The 14,776-nt window shown below is 72.0% G+C and carries 17 protein-coding genes; 11 read left to right on the forward strand and 6 right to left on the reverse strand.

Going from position 1 to position 14,776, the window contains the following annotated elements; translation table 11 throughout:
• A partial coding sequence (locus AB0J64_RS21285; RefSeq protein ID WP_364029194.1) for a glycosyltransferase family 2 protein occupies positions 1-584 on the forward strand: 584 nt, incomplete at its 5' end.
• A 14-nt stretch (positions 585-598) separates the two neighbouring features.
• Here AB0J64_RS21285 and AB0J64_RS21290 read toward each other — a convergent pair.
• The 4 genes from AB0J64_RS21290 to AB0J64_RS21305 form a co-directional block, all read right to left on the reverse strand.
• Positions 599-1,681, reverse strand: coding sequence for an FAD-dependent oxidoreductase (locus AB0J64_RS21290; RefSeq protein WP_364029196.1), 1,083 nt, complete (start codon positions 1,679-1,681; stop codon positions 599-601).
• A 139-nt stretch (positions 1,682-1,820) separates the two neighbouring features.
• Positions 1,821-2,603 (reverse strand): aminoglycoside phosphotransferase family protein, encoded by a 783-nt coding sequence (locus AB0J64_RS21295; protein ID WP_364029198.1) that lies wholly within the window; start codon positions 2,601-2,603, stop codon positions 1,821-1,823.
• Positions 2,604-2,740: 137 nt separating this feature from the next.
• Positions 2,741-3,295 (reverse strand): hypothetical protein, encoded by a 555-nt coding sequence (locus tag AB0J64_RS21300; RefSeq protein ID WP_364029200.1) that lies wholly within the window; start codon positions 3,293-3,295, stop codon positions 2,741-2,743.
• Positions 3,296-3,297: 2 nt separating this feature from the next.
• Positions 3,298-4,065 carry a hypothetical protein gene (locus AB0J64_RS21305; RefSeq protein ID WP_364029202.1) on the reverse strand — a complete coding sequence of 256 codons (768 nt, stop codon included), beginning with the start codon at positions 4,063-4,065 and terminating at the stop codon, positions 3,298-3,300.
• 156 nt (positions 4,066-4,221) lie between these two features.
• Here AB0J64_RS21305 and AB0J64_RS21310 point away from each other — a divergent pair, with 156 nt between their 5' ends.
• Together AB0J64_RS21310 and AB0J64_RS21315 are read left to right on the forward strand one after the other, a co-directional pair.
• Positions 4,222-4,362: a hypothetical protein gene (locus AB0J64_RS21310; RefSeq protein ID WP_364029204.1), complete on the forward strand. Its 141-nt coding sequence runs from the start codon at positions 4,222-4,224 to the stop codon at positions 4,360-4,362.
• 140 nt (positions 4,363-4,502) lie between these two features.
• Entirely contained in the window at positions 4,503-4,838 is a 336-nt protein-coding gene (locus AB0J64_RS21315; protein ID WP_364029206.1) for a hypothetical protein, read from the forward strand.
• A gap of 30 nt (positions 4,839-4,868) precedes the next feature.
• On the opposite strand, the gene AB0J64_RS21320 is transcribed toward AB0J64_RS21315, so the two are convergent.
• Complete coding sequence (locus AB0J64_RS21320; RefSeq protein ID WP_344984118.1) at positions 4,869-5,522, reverse strand: Lrp/AsnC family transcriptional regulator; 654 nt, start codon at positions 5,520-5,522, stop codon at positions 4,869-4,871.
• Positions 5,523-5,631: 109 nt separating this feature from the next.
• On the opposite strand from AB0J64_RS21320, the gene AB0J64_RS21325 reads away from it, so the two are divergent.
• From AB0J64_RS21325 to AB0J64_RS21350, 6 genes are read left to right on the forward strand one after another with little or no spacing between them, the layout of a single operon-like run.
• On the forward strand, positions 5,632-7,212 hold the full coding sequence (locus tag AB0J64_RS21325) for an ABC transporter substrate-binding protein (RefSeq protein WP_364029208.1): 1,581 nt from the start codon (positions 5,632-5,634) through the stop codon (positions 7,210-7,212).
• 12 nt (positions 7,213-7,224) lie between these two features.
• Positions 7,225-8,322 carry an ABC transporter permease gene (locus AB0J64_RS21330; RefSeq protein WP_364029210.1) on the forward strand — a complete coding sequence of 366 codons (1,098 nt, stop codon included), beginning with the start codon at positions 7,225-7,227 and terminating at the stop codon, positions 8,320-8,322.
• Positions 8,319-9,167, forward strand: a complete 849-nt coding sequence (locus tag AB0J64_RS21335; RefSeq protein ID WP_364029212.1) for an ABC transporter permease — start codon at positions 8,319-8,321, stop codon at positions 9,165-9,167. The genes AB0J64_RS21330 and AB0J64_RS21335 overlap by 4 nt, the downstream gene beginning before the upstream one ends.
• Positions 9,164-9,937, forward strand: a complete 774-nt coding sequence (locus AB0J64_RS21340) for an ABC transporter ATP-binding protein (RefSeq protein WP_364029214.1) — start codon at positions 9,164-9,166, stop codon at positions 9,935-9,937. The genes AB0J64_RS21335 and AB0J64_RS21340 overlap by 4 nt, the downstream gene beginning before the upstream one ends.
• Positions 9,934-10,842, forward strand: a complete 909-nt coding sequence (locus tag AB0J64_RS21345; protein WP_364029216.1) for an ABC transporter ATP-binding protein — start codon at positions 9,934-9,936, stop codon at positions 10,840-10,842. Before AB0J64_RS21340 ends, AB0J64_RS21345 begins: the two co-directional genes overlap by 4 nt.
• Complete coding sequence (locus AB0J64_RS21350) at positions 10,839-11,855, forward strand: M24 family metallopeptidase (protein ID WP_364029218.1); 1,017 nt, start codon at positions 10,839-10,841, stop codon at positions 11,853-11,855. Before AB0J64_RS21345 ends, AB0J64_RS21350 begins: the two co-directional genes overlap by 4 nt.
• On the opposite strand, the gene AB0J64_RS21355 is transcribed toward AB0J64_RS21350, so the two are convergent.
• Positions 11,852-12,913 (reverse strand): hypothetical protein, encoded by a 1,062-nt coding sequence (locus AB0J64_RS21355; protein WP_364029220.1) that lies wholly within the window; start codon positions 12,911-12,913, stop codon positions 11,852-11,854. The genes AB0J64_RS21350 and AB0J64_RS21355 overlap by 4 nt on opposite strands.
• A gap of 62 nt (positions 12,914-12,975) precedes the next feature.
• Between AB0J64_RS21355 and AB0J64_RS21360 the strand changes: the two genes are divergently transcribed.
• Together AB0J64_RS21360 and menC are read left to right on the forward strand one after the other, a co-directional pair.
• Positions 12,976-13,527, forward strand: a complete 552-nt coding sequence (locus AB0J64_RS21360; protein ID WP_364029222.1) for an acyclic terpene utilization AtuA family protein — start codon at positions 12,976-12,978, stop codon at positions 13,525-13,527.
• 38 nt (positions 13,528-13,565) lie between these two features.
• Positions 13,566-14,666 carry an o-succinylbenzoate synthase gene (gene menC / locus AB0J64_RS21365; protein WP_364029224.1) on the forward strand — a complete coding sequence of 367 codons (1,101 nt, stop codon included), beginning with the start codon at positions 13,566-13,568 and terminating at the stop codon, positions 14,664-14,666.
• Positions 14,667-14,776 lie beyond the last annotated feature (110 nt).

Raw genomic sequence — 14,776 nt, forward strand, 5'->3', positions numbered from 1 at the left:
CCGGTAGTCATCGTGGGATGCTGCACGGACTGTCGCCTGGGGCGCATGTCGAACATGTAGATGACGAGCAGCACCACGTAGAACACGAGCGCTCCACGGAGGCGCCGACCTCGCTCGGCCAGCTGTGGAAGCAGCGCTACCGCTGGTGCTACGGCACCCTGCAGGCGATGTGGAAGCACCGGCGCGCCGTGCTCGAGCCCGGCCCGTTCGGCCGCCGCTGCCTCGGTTACCTGGCCCTCTTCCAGGTGCTGCTGCCCTTGCTGGCTCCCGTCGTCGACCTCATGGCGATCTACAACACGGTCCTGGGCGATCCGCTGCCGGTCGTCGCGGTATGGGCGGGTTTCGTGGTGGTGCAGGCGCTGACCGGCTGGTACGCCCTCCGCCTGGACGGCGAGCGCGCCTCGGCGCTCTGGGTGCTGCCGCTCCAGCAGTTCGTCTACCGCCAGCTCATGTACCTCGTGGTCATCCAGTCACTGGCGACGGCCCTGCTGGGCGTGCGGCTGCGCTGGCACACCGTACGCCGGGAAGGGACGTTCAGCGGTCCCGGGGAGACCCAGGTCCGCATCCCCCAGGGGGCCCACTAGAGCGAACCCGAGGGTCAGGCGGCGGGCCGGGCCGGCTGGGCGGTCAGGTAGCCGCGCACGTTGCGCGCGGCCGTGCGTCCTGCGCGGTTCGCGCCGATCGTGCTGGCGGACGGCCCGTAGCCGACGAGCTGCAGCGCGGGCTCCTTGACGGCCTGGGTGCCGTCCACCTTGATCCCGCCGCCCGGCTCCCGCAGGCGCAGGGGCGCGAGGTGGTCCAGGGCCGAGCGGAACCCGGTGGCCCAGATGATCGTGTCCGCGGCCAGGAACCCGCCCGTCGCCGAGTGCTCGTCCGCGGGCCAGGTGACGCCGTGTGCGGTGACGCGGTCGAACATGGGCAGGCGGTTCAGGACGCCCTTCGCCAGGGCCTCGCGTACGACCGTGCTGTACCCCAGGCCGGTGGCGCCCACCACGCTCTGCGGCGGGAGACCGGCGCGGACGCGCTCCTCGACCAGGGCGACGGCCTCGCGCCGGGCGTTCTCGCCGAAGTCACCGTCACGGAAGACGGGCGGCCGCCGGGTGACCCAGGCCGTGCCGGCGGCGACGCCGGCGATCTCGGAGAGCACGTGCATCGCCGACGCTCCCCCGCCCACCACGATCACGTGCCGCCCGCTGAACTCCTCCGGCCCGCGGTAGCTCGCGTAGTGGAGCTGGCGTCCCTCGAAACCGGCCGCGCCAGGGTAGTGGGGCCAGTACGGACGGGTCCAGGTGCCCGTCGCGTTGACCACGGCCCGGGCCGACCACTCCCCCGCGTCCGTGGCGAGCACCAGGCGACCGTCCGGGTCGCGCCGCACGGAGGTGACCTTCACCGGTCGTACGACGTCCAGCCCCAGTTCCTCCTCGTAGGCCGCGTAGTACGCGGGGACCACCTCGGCGACGGGGCGGCGGCCGTCCACCTCCGGGTCACGGGGCACGCCGGGCAGGTCGAAGATCCCGTGCACCTTGTCCATGGTCAGCGAGGGCGAGCGGTGGCGCCACGCCCCTCCCGCCCCGTCGCCCGCGTCCAGCACGACCGGCTCGAACCCGAACCTGCGCAGGAAGTACGCACTGGACAGCCCCGCCTGCCCGGCGCCGATCACCACTACCTCGGTCTCCTCCACGATCACGTGAAACCGCCGGAAGCCTCGCGGTCTTCCCGCCGGCCGTCAAAGCGCATGCCCGCTGGAGGCGAGCACGTTCGTGCGGGGACGTCGGGAGACGGCCGAATCGCCGAGCTCAAGGCCGGCGCGGCGTCCGCGGTCAGTCCGTGAGCGCGGAGCGGAACGCGCTCTCGTGGCGGGCCAGGTGATCCATGTCGGCGCGGTAGAAGCGGTCGTCTCCCCGCTCGATGTGGCCGGCGAAGGCCTCGTTGCCCGCGGCGGCCTGGTCGTACATGTGGCGCACCATCTGGTCCAGCCGGGCCCGCGCGGTGGACACCAGCGCGTGCCGGTCCGCGTCCTCGAGCCCGTACGCGTCGGCGAACAGCCGCAGCCGCCGCGCCTGCTCCTCCACCGGCCACGAGCCCACGCCCTCGTGCCGGGGATCGCTGAGCGACACGAACCGGTAGGCGGCGTAGGACACGTCCCAGATCCGCGGCCCGGGGTGGGCGGTGTCGAAGTCGATGAACGCCACCGGCCGGCCCTCGCGGAAGACGCAGTTGTACGGGGCGACGTCCCCGTGACAGATCACCTCCGCCGGCTCCACCGGCGGGAAGTACCACGAGAAATCACGAGAAATCGGGAAGCCGAGGGTGGCGTCGTGGTACTCGCGCAGCAGCACGCCGACGGCCGCCAACGCCTCATCCGTCTGCGCCCACTCCGGCAGCGGGAAGCCGGGAGCGTCGCCGGGCACGAAGTCGAGGATCTCCCGCCCCTCCCCGTCGATCCCGTGGCCGCGGGGCGCCCCGGCGAACCCCCGCGCCTCCAGGTGACCGAGCAGCGCGTGCACGGCCGGGGTCCAGGCCCCGGTGGGCCGCCGTACGGTGTCCCCGGCCCTGACCACGTGGTTGACGCCGCCGCCGGTCAGCACCTCTTCGTCGGCCACAGCCGCCACTCCCCTGATCAACCGCACACCACCGCCGGGCCCGGACGATGATCGCCGAGCCCGGCGGCCAGTGTGCCATGCCGCGCCGGGACGCGGCACCCGAATAAAGCGGCCCCGCTGATCAGCGGGGCCGCTGATCAGCGGCGGGAGCGGAACGCCACGGCCGTCGTCGAGGTGATCGCCGAGACCAGGACGGTCATCACCAGCACGGTGGAGATCGGGCTCCTACGGCGGGACGGCGAGGCCGCGACCTGCCGCCGCAAAGGCGCCCGGGGAGTCACCTTCGGCGTGGGGACAGGGGTCGGCGCGCGTACCGGCGTCGTCCAGGGCACGGGCCGCCGCACCTGGTGGGGCACCTGGTGGGGCACCTTGCGCGGGCACTCCCCCACCTGGACCCGGCCGGTGCACACCCCGCCCAGGTAGATCGTCACGCCGGGCACCGTGACCTTGGGCACTGCCCGCCTGCCGGGCGGCATCGAGATCGACACCCCGGGGACCGGCTTCCGCCAGGTCCGCACCCGGGGCACGGACACCGTGGGCCCGACGGTGACGCCTTTGGGGGGCGCGGGCGGGCGTACGGACACGCGTGGCACCGGATGGGGCCACGGCCCCCGGTCGGCCGCCGCGGGACCGGCGACGGCCACGGCGGCCAGGGCCACGGCCAGCAGCAGCGGCGCGCGCCTGAGGCCCACGCTCACAGCCCCCCGCCGATGCGCGCGAACTCCTGCAGCGCCCCCTGGAACGCCTGTGGCCCCACGGCCAGCGGTCCGGCGAAGGCGTGAGAGATGTCCCAGCTCAGGTACGTGCCGAAGCCCAGCAGCCCCGCCGTCGCCACCAGCGGCAGCATCGCGAGCCCCTTGGGCCTGGCCCCGGCCAGGAACGGGAAGACGACGACCAGCGCGCCCGTGAGAATGGTCAGGACCAGCAGCCCCCGGGGCGGCGTGGCGGCGGCGTCGGCGGTGCGCTGGGCCCGCGCCGCGGAGAGCGTGCTGAGGTATCCCAGCACGCTGGTCTGGGCCGCCTCCTGCTGGTCGCCGCTGACCGGCAGGTCGGTGACGCGGCCGCGCAACTCGTCGATCCTGGCGGCGCCGACCGGGTCCATCCGGCCCTCGCCCATGAGCGGCCACTCGTCCCTGACGACGAACGTGACATAGTCGCGCAGCGCCCTGCGCACGTCCTGCGGCGCGGTGCCCGGCAGGCCGGAGGCCGCCCAGTACGCGTCGACCGCCGCCTGGCTCTCGGCGTGGGTGTTGAGGCGGGCGGCGTCGGCCGTGGTCCAGGGCACGATGATCGCGATCGCGAACACCAGCAGGAACATGGCCGACAGCATCGCCCCGGCGTGCGCGGCGGACGGCCCGTTGGGGTCGCGGTCCTCGCCGGCCCGTTTGACCTTCCTGAACACCAGCGCGGTGAGCGCCACGGCGCCCACGGCCGCCAAGATCGAGAGCAGGTACGCCACCATGAAGAATCTCCCGAACCTCGTGGATACGTAACGTCACATTACTATCACACAGTGCAATGATGGCGTCAGGCGCGGAAGAGCAAAGTCCCGGGCAAGCAGCGGGGACGGTACCCTAGGCGAAACTGCTGTGAGCTGGGCAAACATAAGGAAGGGCCCATGAGCGAGCACGTCCACGTCCGCGTCAACCAAGGTCTGGCGGTCAGCGAGGACGGAAATCTGATCGAGGAGTACCGCTGCGGATGCGGCGCCACCTGGACCCGCGTCCACCAGGCCGACGAGGGCCACCCGGAGCCCTGACCGCCCGGATAGCGGGTCTGCTCCCGTTCGGCGTGCGCTGATGCCGCCGGATGGACGGATTGTCGATCATTGACCGCCGTTCCTCACTATCCGTCCAGCGGGATGCTGACATTTCAGGAAATGTGGGCACCATGGCGGGCGTGAATCTCAACGGCCGCAAATTCGTGATGGTGAGCTCGACGGCGAGCGCAGTCGACCAGGACAGCCCCACGGAGTTCCACTACCAGGAGTCCGACGGAGTGGTGTGGGGCAGCTACACCGGCGACACCGTGACCCACGGGCACTTCGTCGGCACACGTGACGGCGACCTGGTGTCGATCTCGTACGTGCACGCGCTGAAGGCCGGTGGGACGGCGGGCGGCCAGAGCAGCAGCCGCATCGAGAAGGCGGACGACGGGCTGCTGCGGCTGGTGGAGGAGTTCAGTTTCGACGGCGACGACACGGTCCACGTGAGCGTCTGCCGGGAAGTCGCCTGACCGCGCCGTCGCCCCTTTCGCTGGTCGTCGCTAGTCGTCCTTGCGAAGGGCGGCGCGGCCCTCGGCGGCGCCGACGAAGCGCATCTTGCCGAGCGGCACGCCGCTCTGGGCGCCCTCCTGGACGGGCCGCCGTGACGGGCGGGACCGGTCCCTGTCGCGGTCGCGGTCACTGGGCAGCACGTACGGCCGCCTGAGCACCTCGTCCAGGATGAACACCGTCTCGGTCGCCTTGACCGCCGGGATGTTGGCCAGGCGGTCGGTCACCATGGTGTGCACGGCGGCCACGTCGGACACGCGTACCTGGATCATGGCGTCGTGCTGCCCGGTGGTGATCGCGCAGTACTCGACCTCCGGCATCCGGGCCAGCTCGGCCCTGAACTGCTTCCACATCTGCTGGCGTACGGTCACGAAGATCAGCGCGGTGATGCCGAGCCCGGCCCGCACGTGGTCGATCTCGGCGGTGAAGCGCTTGATCGCGCCGTCGGCGCGCAGCGCCTCGAAGCGGGTGTAGGCGTTCGCACGGGAGATGCCGACCCGCTCGGCCAGCGCGGCGACCGAAATCCTGCCGTTCTCGCGCAGGACCTCGAGGATCTTCATGTGGATCTCGTCCAGCTCGAGACCGATGCCGATCCGTCCAGGCTGACCGCCACCGCCAGCACCATTTCTAGAAATATCACTCATCATTACCTCACTGACCTTTATATACGTCTCGCCGACCACGCGTGACCTGGACGTTCTGCCGCACAATCCTCGACATCCTTCTGACGAACGTCCAAATCTTGGAGGACCTACCATGGCGACCCGCTCGCAGACGGCGGCTGTGCTGCTCGCCGGTGCACTCGCCCTCGCCGCCTGCGGAAGCGGCGGCAGCTCCCAGTCCCCCGCCGCCTCCGGCGGTGGCGGCAAGACCCTCGTCATCGACACGTCCTTCGACCTCAAGACGGCCGACCCTGGCCGCACGTACGAGCCAACGGGCCTGATCGTCGGCAAGGCGGTCTACGAGACGCTGCTGACGTTCGACGGGGCCGACGTGACCAAGCCGGTGCCCGCGCTGGCGGAGTCGTACGAGCTGAGCAAGGACGGCAAGACGCTGACGCTCAAGCTGAAGAAGGGCGCCACGTTCTCGGACGGGTCGCCGGTGACGGCCGACGACGTGGTGTTCTCGCTGACGCGCGTGCGTGACATGAAGGGCACGCCGTCGTTCCTGCTGGACGGCGTCGAGGTGGCCAAGACCGACGACTCGACGATCACGCTGACGTCGAAGACGGCCAACCCGGCGCTGCCGTACATCCTGCCCAACCCGGCGCTCGGCATCATCAACAGCAAGCTCGCCAAGCAGCACGGCGCCACCGAGGACGCCCAGGACAAGGCCGAGCAGTACCTGAACTCGGCCTCGGCCGGCTCGGGGCCGTACGAGATCGAGTCGTTCAACGTGAGCAGCCAGGTCACGCTCAAGGCGAACCCGAAGTACTACGGCACCAAGCCCGCCTACGACAAGGTCGTCATCCGCAACGTCGAGGCGGCCACGCAGAAGCTGAACGTGCAGCGCGGCGACAGCCAGGTGGCGCTGAACCTGTCGGGCGACCAGGTCACCGGCATGCCCGCGACCCTCCAGGTCAAGAAGACCGCCTCGGCGAACGTCATCTTCCTGCTGGCCAACCAGGACTCCGGCGTCAGCAAGACCACGCCGAACGCCAAGTTCGTGGAGGCGGTGCGCAAGGGCGTGGACTACGCGGGGCTGCTGGAGCTGGCCAGCGAGGGCGCGACCCAGGCGCCGGGCGTCATCCCGTCGCAGCTGCTCGGCGCGCTGCCCGCCGCCGCGGCCACCAAGCGCGACGTGGCGGGCGCCAAGGCGGCGCTGGCCGCCAGCGGTCTGACGAACCCGACCGTCAAGCTGGAGTACCCGAGCGAGCTGACCGTGAACGGCCTGTCGTTCCAGCCGCTGGCCGAGCGGGTCCAGGCCAACCTCAAGGAGGTCGGCATCACGGTGGACCTGCAGCCCGCGCCGGTCACCACCGCGCTGGACAACTACCGCAACGGCAAGGAGGAGCTGGGCCTGTGGTACTGGGGCCCGGACTACCCCGACCCGAGCGACTACCTGGCGTTCCTGCCCGGCAAGACGGTGGGCCTGCGGGCCGGCTGGAAGGCTGGGGCTGCCAAGGAGATCGAGGCCGCCGGTGACAAGGCCGCCGTCGCGATCGGCGACGACGCCCGCAAGGCCGCTTACGAGGACGTGCAGACCAAGCTCAACGCCTCGGGGCCGTTCATCCCGCTCATCCAGCCGAGCCAGAACATCGTGACGGCCGCGTCCGTGACCGGGCTCGAGTACCACCCGGTGTGGACGGTGGACGTCGCCGACCTCGGCGTGAAGTAAGGGGTCTCCCAGGTGTCCGACAACCCGGGCGCGCCTGACTCACCGCCCGGTCCCGGCCCTGCTCGCCGGGGCCGGGCGGCACGGGCCCATCCGCTCGTCCGCTTCCTGATCCGGCGTATCCTCCTCGCCGTCCTGATGGCCTGGGGCATCACGCTCGTCACGTTCATCCTGACGAACCTCGTCCCCGGCGACCCCGTGGCGGCCAACCTCGGCCAGCGGGCCCTCGGCGACCCGGCGATCGTGGCGCAGTGGCGGGCCGAGCACGGGCTGGACAAGCCGCTCTGGCAGCAGTACGTGATCCACCTCCAGGGGCTGTTCCACGGCGACCTCGGCGTCAGCCAGCAGAGCCACCGCCCGGTCAGCCAGGACCTGGCCGAGTTCGTCCCGGCCACGCTGGAGCTGGCCGGGGCGGCGATCGTGGTGTCACTGCTGCTCGGCGTGGCGTTCGGCGTGATCGCCGCGCTGCGCAGGGACCGGGCCTCCGACCACGTGCTGCGCGTGCTGAGCCTCATCGGCATCTCCGTGCCGACGTTCTGGCTGGCGCTGGTGGCGTTCTACGTGTTCTTCTACCGCCTGCAGCTCACCCCGGGCAGCGGCCGGGTGGACGCGGCGCTCGGCGGCGCGGCCCCGGCCGTGACCGGGCTGCAGACGGTGGACGCGCTGCTGGCGGGACGGTGGGACGTCTTCACCTCCGCCGTCGGCCATCTCGCCACGCCCGCGCTGGTCCTGGCGCTCTACACGATCGGGCTGCTCACGCGCTTCACGCGTTCGGCGGTGCTGGAGGTGCTGGGGCAGGACTACGTGCGCGCCGCCAGGGCCAAGGGGCTGCCGGGCCGGACGATCCTGTTCAGGTACGTGCTGCGCTCGGCCCTCGTGCCCGTCATCACCGTGGCGGGCCTGGCCTTCGGCAGCCTCCTGTCCGGCACCGTGCTGGTCGAGGCGATCTTCGCCTGGCCCGGCATCGGCCAGTACGCGTACAAGAGCGCCACCACCCTCGACCTGCCGGCCGTCATGGGCGTCGGCCTGGTCGTCGGCATCGTCTACCTGGTCATCAACCTGATCGTGGACGTCCTGTACGGCGTCATCGATCCCCGAGTGAGGCTTCAATGATCTTGAAGCGACTGCCCGAGGCGTGGCGGCAGCCCCTGGCCGTGGCCGGCGGCGTGCTGGCGGTGGCCTGGCTGGTCGTCGCGCTGGCCGCGCCCGCGCTGGCGCCGCACGACCCCCTGGCCCAGGACCTGCCGCGGCTGGCGGCCCCCGGTCCCGGGCACTGGTTCGGCACCGACCAGCTCGGCCGCGACATCCTCAGCCGCGTCATGTACGGGGCGCGGGTGTCGATCCCGCTGACGTTGCTGCTGGTCGCCCTCTCGGTGCTGATCGGCGGGCTGCTCGGCGCGTGCGCCGGATACTTCGGCAAATGGGTCGATGAGACGATCATGCGGGTGGCGGACCTGGTGTTCGCGTTCCCGACCGTGATCCTCGCCATGGTGGTGGCCGCGGCGCTCGGCGCCAGCCTCACCAACGCCGTGCTGGCCGTACTGGTGGTGGCCTGGCCGGCGTACGCCCGGGTCACGCGCGGGCTGGTGCTGGGGGTGCGGGAGCGGGAGTTCGTGCTGAGCGGCCGGCTGCTGGGCTTCTCGGTGTGGCGCTCGCTGCGGGTGGACGTGCTGCCGAACGTGACCGGCCCCGTCCTCGTCCTGGCCACCCTCGACATCGGCACCGCCCTGCTGCTGCTGTCGGGCCTGTCGTTCCTGGGCCTCGGGGCCAAGCCGCCGTCTCCCGAGTGGGGGGCGATGGTGGCCTCGGGGGTGGAGGTGTTCGACAGCTGGTGGGTGGCGACGTTCCCCGGCCTGGCGATCCTGACCGTGGTGCTGGCGTTCAACTTCCTGGGCGACACCCTGCGCGACGCGCTCGACCCCCGTACGGCCCGCGCGATCAAGGAGCGTGCCCTATGACGCTGGACATCACCGGGCTGAAGGTGACGATCGGCGGCAAGGAGATCCTGCGCGGCGTCGACCTCACGCTCGAGGCGGGCCGCGTGCACGGCCTGGCCGGCGAGAGCGGGTCGGGCAAGACCATGACGGGGCTGGCCGTGCTGGGCCTGCTGCCGCACGGCGCCCGGGTGTCGGGTTCGGTACGGCTCGGCGAGCGCGAGCTGCTCACGCTGGCGCCCAAGGAACTGAACCGGGTGCGCGGCGGCGAGGTCGCCATGGTCTTCCAGGACCCCGCGACGAGCCTTCACCCGATGCTGACCATCGGCAGGCAGCTCACCGAGCACATGCGGCACCACCTGAAGCTGGGCAAGGCCGAGGCGCGGGCCCGGGCGGTGGAGCTGCTGGGCAAGGTGCGGATCCCCGGGGCCGAGGAGGCGTACGGACGGTATCCGCACCAGTTCTCCGGCGGGATGCGGCAGCGCATCGCCATCGCCATCGCGCTGGCCTGCTCCCCCAAGGTGCTGATCGCCGACGAGCCGACCACCGCGCTGGACGTCACCGTGCAGGCGGGCGTGCTGCGGCTGCTGCGCGGGCTCTGCGACGAGCTGGGGCTGGCCGTGCTGCTGGTCACGCACGACCTGGGGGTGATGTCGGCGGTGGCGGACGAGGTGAGCGTGATGAAGGACGGGCTGGTCGTGGAGTCGGGCCCGCGCGGGCGCGTGCTGCGCGAACCCGCGCACGCCTACACCCGCTCCCTGCTGGACTCCCTTCCCGACGCGGAGGCACGATGACCCTCCTGACCATCGACCAGCTGGTCGTCGAGCACCGCACCCCCGGCCGTCCCGCCGTGCGGGCCGTGGCCGGGGCCAGCCTCGCGGTCAACCCCGGCGAGGTCGTCGGCCTGGTCGGCGAGTCCGGATGCGGCAAGTCGACCCTGGCCCGCGCCGTCTGCGGGCTGAACCCGATCACGGGCGGCTCCATCGCGTTCGACGGGGAGCCGGTCACGCCGCTCGGCCTGCGGCGCAGGAAGCTGACCGGGATCCAGATGGTGTTCCAGGATCCGTACGCGTCGCTGAACCCCCGGCGGCGGGTCGGCGACCAGATCGCCGACGGGCTGCGGACCTCGAACGACACCGCCACGTCACCCGCCGACCTGCTGGAACGCGTCGGCCTGCCGCGGGACTTCGCCGGGCGGCATCCGCATGAGTTCTCCGGCGGGCAGCGGCAGCGCATCGCCATCGCCCGCGCCCTGGCCGCGCGGCCGCGGCTGCTGATCGGGGACGAGCCCATCTCGGCGCTGGACGCCTCGGCGCAGTCGCAGGTGGCCAGGCTGATGCGGGACCTGGCCGTGGACTCGGGCGCGGGGCTGCTGTTCATCAGCCATGACCTGTCCGTGGTGCGGCTGATCGCCGACCGGATCGCCGTCATGTATCTCGGCAAGATCGTCGAGGTGGGCGACACGGCCGAGGTGTGGGCCGATCCCCAGCACCCGTACACGAAGGCGCTGCTGCAGGCCATCCCCAAGCCGGACGGCATGGGCGTGCTGCCCGCGGAGCTGCCCGGCGACGTGCCGGATCCGGCGAATCCGCCGGGAGGGTGCAGGTTCAGCCCGCGCTGCCCGTTCGTGATGGACGTGTGCCGCGAGAAGGAGCCGGAGTTCGGGCCGGTCGCCTGCTGGCTGCACGAGCCGAAGTGACGCCCGCGCCGCACGACGCACCCGCGACCCCGTCAGACCGCCGGCAGGCGACGGCGCGGGTCGCGGCGGTACGGGCGGCCATGGACGAGGCCGGGGTCGACGCGCTGGTGCTGCGCTCCTCGCCCGACTTCCGGTTCCTCGGAGGCGGCGAGGGCGCGTTCCTCGTGGTGACGCGGCACGTCGTGGCCGAGACCGCCGACCCGGCCGGGATGCTGCCCGAGGGTGCGCGGCGCGTCGGGGTGGATCCGGAGATGCGGGTGCGTGAGCTGTTCGGGCTGGCGATCGAGGCCGAGCTCGTGCCCGCGTCCTCCGTGCTGTGGCCGCTGCGGCTGCGCAAGGAGCCGTACGAGGTCGAGGCCGTCCGGCGTGCGGTGGCGGCGGCCGAAGAGGTGCTGGCGCAGGCGCGGGAGCTGGCCTGGTTCGGGGCGACCGAACGGGCGATGGCCCACCGGCTGCGGGTGCTGGCGGCCGAGTCGGGGTGCGAGGAGCTGCTGTCGCTCCGGGTGGCGGCGGGCGAGCACTCGGCGCGGCCCGCGCACGTGCCCGGGGAGCGCGTGATCAACCCCGGGGACGCGCTGACGGTGTCGGTGTGCGGGCGGTGGGGCGGCTACTGCGCCGAGGTGGCCAGGGTGTTCGCGGTGGCGGAGCCGCCGGAGGACTTCGAGGCCATGTACTCGGTGGTGCTGGCCGCGCATCGGGCCGGGCTGGCCGCAGTACGGTCCGGCGGTCCCGTCGCAGAGGTGGCCAGGGCCGTCGGCGAGGTGATCGACGGGAGCGGGTACGGGCGCTTCGCGGCGGCGCACGTCGGCCGGGGCGTCGGGCTGGGGCACGACGAGGGGCCGTGGCCGGGTGAGGACGCCGTCTTCGCGCCGGGGATGACGTTCTGCCTGGAACCGGGGATCTACCTGCCCGACCTGTTCGGGGCCCGGGTGGCGGACGTGGTGGTCTGCACGTCCGAAGGTCCGCTCCCGCTGGGGGCGTACCCGCACGCGTTGCAGGTGCTGGAGCGCTAGAGGGATGCGGCGAGCCTGCGGGCCTCCTCCGCCCAGCCCGTCAGGAACATCAGCGCCTTGCCGCGCTCCCTGTAGCGCCGGGCCGCGTCCACGGGCCTGGCGCCGCCGTAGTCGACCTGCGCCGTCGCCACGCCGGCGAGCATCATGGGGGTCAGGAAGTCGTACTTGACCGCCGAGGCGCACACCGCCAGCCGTACCAGCCGCTCGTCTCCCCGCCATCCCGCCTCGCGCAGCCCGCGCAGGTAAGCCCCGTAGACGGCGGCCTCCAGATCGGGCAGCAGGTCGGCGGGCAGGAACAGGTCGAACACGCTGTCCGGGATGTGGTTGCCGACGTCCTCGCCCAGCGCGCCGTCGCCCGCGAACGCCCAGTCCACCAGCACGCTCTCGCCGCCCCGGTCGATCACGTTGTTCGGCCACACGTCGAGGTGGCAGAGCGCCCTCGGCAGCGACTCCAGCACGGCCAGGAACTCCTCGCGGTCCCGGTGCAGCCGCACCAGCTCCCCGCGCAGCCCCGGCGGGAAGTTCTCGCTGATCAGGGGGTGCCGCCAGGCTTCGTCATCCTCGAGCAGCTCGTACGGCACCGGTTTCGACCCCGCATAGTCGCGCAGGAACGACCGGCTCAGCCACGGCCGCTCCACCTCGCCCGCCGCGCCCTGGGCCAGGCCGAGCTGATGGCCGAAGAGCGCGTGGCGCCCGACGTCCCAGGCGGTGCCCGGCCGGCCCGCCACGTCCTCGGTCCACAGCGCCAGGTCGCCGTCGTCCCGTTCGACCAGCTCCAGCAGCTTCGGCGCGGTCACTCCCGAGCCCGCCCACAGCTCCGGCAGGCCGTCGGCGTAGACGTCGGCCTCCCTGCGCCAGTAGTTCCAGTGGCGCGGGTCGTCGGAGTGCTCCCAGCCCGCGCCGCCCGCCTTGCGCCGGGTCAGCACCTTGAGCACGGCCGACCTCGACCCCCTGCGCACCCGCCAGATGCCGCCGGTGACCGCGTTCTTGGGGTTGTGCGTGAGCGGCTCGACGACCGCGTCAGCACCCCCGAGCACCCGCGCCATCTCATCCTCCACTCGCGCAACTGTAAACCTTTAACAGTGTGTTATGACTCACAGCAAAGGGTAGTCAACAAAGCATGCTGCGCATCGGCACGTGGTGGTCTGCCAGGGCGGTCGACGTCGTGGCCTGCGGATGGCACGACGGCAGCCCAGGACCTGTCGAAACGGGCATCAAGCTCATCTACGGCGTGGGCGGCCCGGTGCCGGAGTTCCCCGGGCTGCGCGTCGGCACGACGGCCGCGACGTGCGCGAAGGAGATCGCCGCGGCCCTGTCCCAGGGTGCCGACGTGGTGGGCACCGCGCCGGGCTGCTGCCCCGCGGCGCCGGTGGTGGCGGCGGGCATGTGGCACTACGGCTGGACCAGGAACGACCTGGGCGCGCTGGCCGGCGCGACCGTCGCGGGGCTGGTGCTGGTCGCGCAGCCGGGGCCGTGCGCGGTGGAGATCTCCCGCGACGGGCGCGGCTCGCTCGACGGCGACGTGACGGCCGCGCGTGCGTGCCTGGCCGCCCGCTTCTCCGGCGGCCGCTACCGCACCCCGGAGGTCACGGTCCCGCTGGAGTCGGTGCGCCTCAGCCAGGAGGCGCCCAGCAGGATCCTCATCACGGCCCGGCGGCCGCAGACGTCGTAGGGTTGGCCAAGGCAGTACCACTACGTCGTGGAGAGAGCGTGAAGATCACCGGAGTAGAGCTGCGGCGGATCGCGATGCCGCTGGTGGCGCCGTTCCGCACGTCGTTCGGCACCGAGACGGCCCGTGACGTCCTGCTGGTCAGGGTGGTGACGCCGGACGCCGAGGGGTGGGGCGAGTGCGTGGCGATGGGCGAGCCGCTCTACTCCTCCGAGTACACCGACGGCGCGGCCGAGGTGATCCGCCGCTTCCTGCTGCCCGCGCTGCCGAAGACCCTGGACGTGCACGACGTCGGCCGTGCCCTGGAGCCGATCAAGGGCCACCGCATGGCCAAGGCGGCGCTGGAGACGGCCGTGCTGGACGCGCAGCTCAGGGCGGCCGGCGAGTCGTTCGGCCGGTTCCTCGGCGCGGCCCGCACCCGCGTGCCGTGCGGGGTCTCGGTCGGCATCATGAGCTCGATCCCCCAGCTGCTGGACGCCGTGGCGGGCTACATCGACGAGGGGTACGTCCGCATCAAGCTCAAGATCGAGCCCGGCTGGGACATCGAGCCGGTCCGGGCCGTCCGCGAGCGCTTCGGCGACGACCTGCTCCTCCAGGTCGACGCGAACGCCGCCTACTCCCTGACCGACGCCCGGCGACTGGCCCGGCTCGACGCGTTCGACCTGCTGCTGATCGAGCAGCCCCTCGCCAACGACGACCTCGTGCAGCACGCCAAGCTGGCCAGGCAGATCGGCACGCCGATCTGCCTGGACGAGTCCATCGAGTCGGCCGAGCACGCCGCCGCCGCCATCGCGCTCGGCTCGTGCTCGATCGTCAACATCAAGCCCGGCCGGATCGGCGGCTACCTCGAGGCCCGGCGCATCCACGATCTGTGCCGGGCCAACGGGGTCGCGGTGTGGTGCGGCGGCATGCTGGAGACCGGCCTCGGCCGGGCCGCGAACGTCGCACTGGCCGCCCTGCCCGGCTTCACCCTGCCCGGCGACACCTCGGCGTCGCGGCGCTACTACGCGACCGACATCACCGAGCCGTTCGAGCTGGCCGACGGCCACCTGGAGGTGCCCACGGGGCCGGGCCTCGGTGTGGAGCCGCTCGCCGACGTGCTCGACGAGGTGACCACCAGCACGGAGTGGATCACCCTTTAGCCTTTTGTGCTAGGCTCCGTTCGATCTCTCACCGTGGGCATAAGCCTCGCCAATCAAGCTTGTCCGTGTCCGATGACACGGAAAAGGTGAGAGTCACACACCACATTCCG

The sequence above is a fragment of the Nonomuraea sp. NPDC049695 genome (assembly GCF_040674955.1).
GTDB lineage: Bacteria > Actinomycetota > Actinomycetes > Streptosporangiales > Streptosporangiaceae > Nonomuraea > Nonomuraea helvata.

Excerpts from the sequence above, each read along its gene's own strand:
- AB0J64_RS21305 (WP_364029202.1), bottom strand. The coding sequence starts at position 4,065 with ATGGTGGCGTACCTGCTCTCGATCTTGGCGGCCGTGGGCGCCGTGGCG.
- AB0J64_RS21310 (WP_364029204.1), top strand. The coding sequence starts at position 4,222 with ATGAGCGAGCACGTCCACGTCCGCGTCAACCAAGGTCTGGCGGTCAGC.
- AB0J64_RS21320 (WP_344984118.1), bottom strand. The coding sequence starts at position 5,522 with ATGATGAGTGATATTTCTAGAAATGGTGCTGGCGGTGGCGGTCAGCCT.
- AB0J64_RS21325 (WP_364029208.1), top strand. The coding sequence starts at position 5,632 with ATGGCGACCCGCTCGCAGACGGCGGCTGTGCTGCTCGCCGGTGCACTC.
- AB0J64_RS21335 (WP_364029212.1), top strand. The coding sequence starts at position 8,319 with ATGATCTTGAAGCGACTGCCCGAGGCGTGGCGGCAGCCCCTGGCCGTG.
- AB0J64_RS21340 (WP_364029214.1), top strand. The coding sequence starts at position 9,164 with ATGACGCTGGACATCACCGGGCTGAAGGTGACGATCGGCGGCAAGGAG.
- AB0J64_RS21345 (WP_364029216.1), top strand. The coding sequence starts at position 9,934 with ATGACCCTCCTGACCATCGACCAGCTGGTCGTCGAGCACCGCACCCCC.
- AB0J64_RS21360 (WP_364029222.1), top strand. The coding sequence starts at position 12,976 with ATGCTGCGCATCGGCACGTGGTGGTCTGCCAGGGCGGTCGACGTCGTG.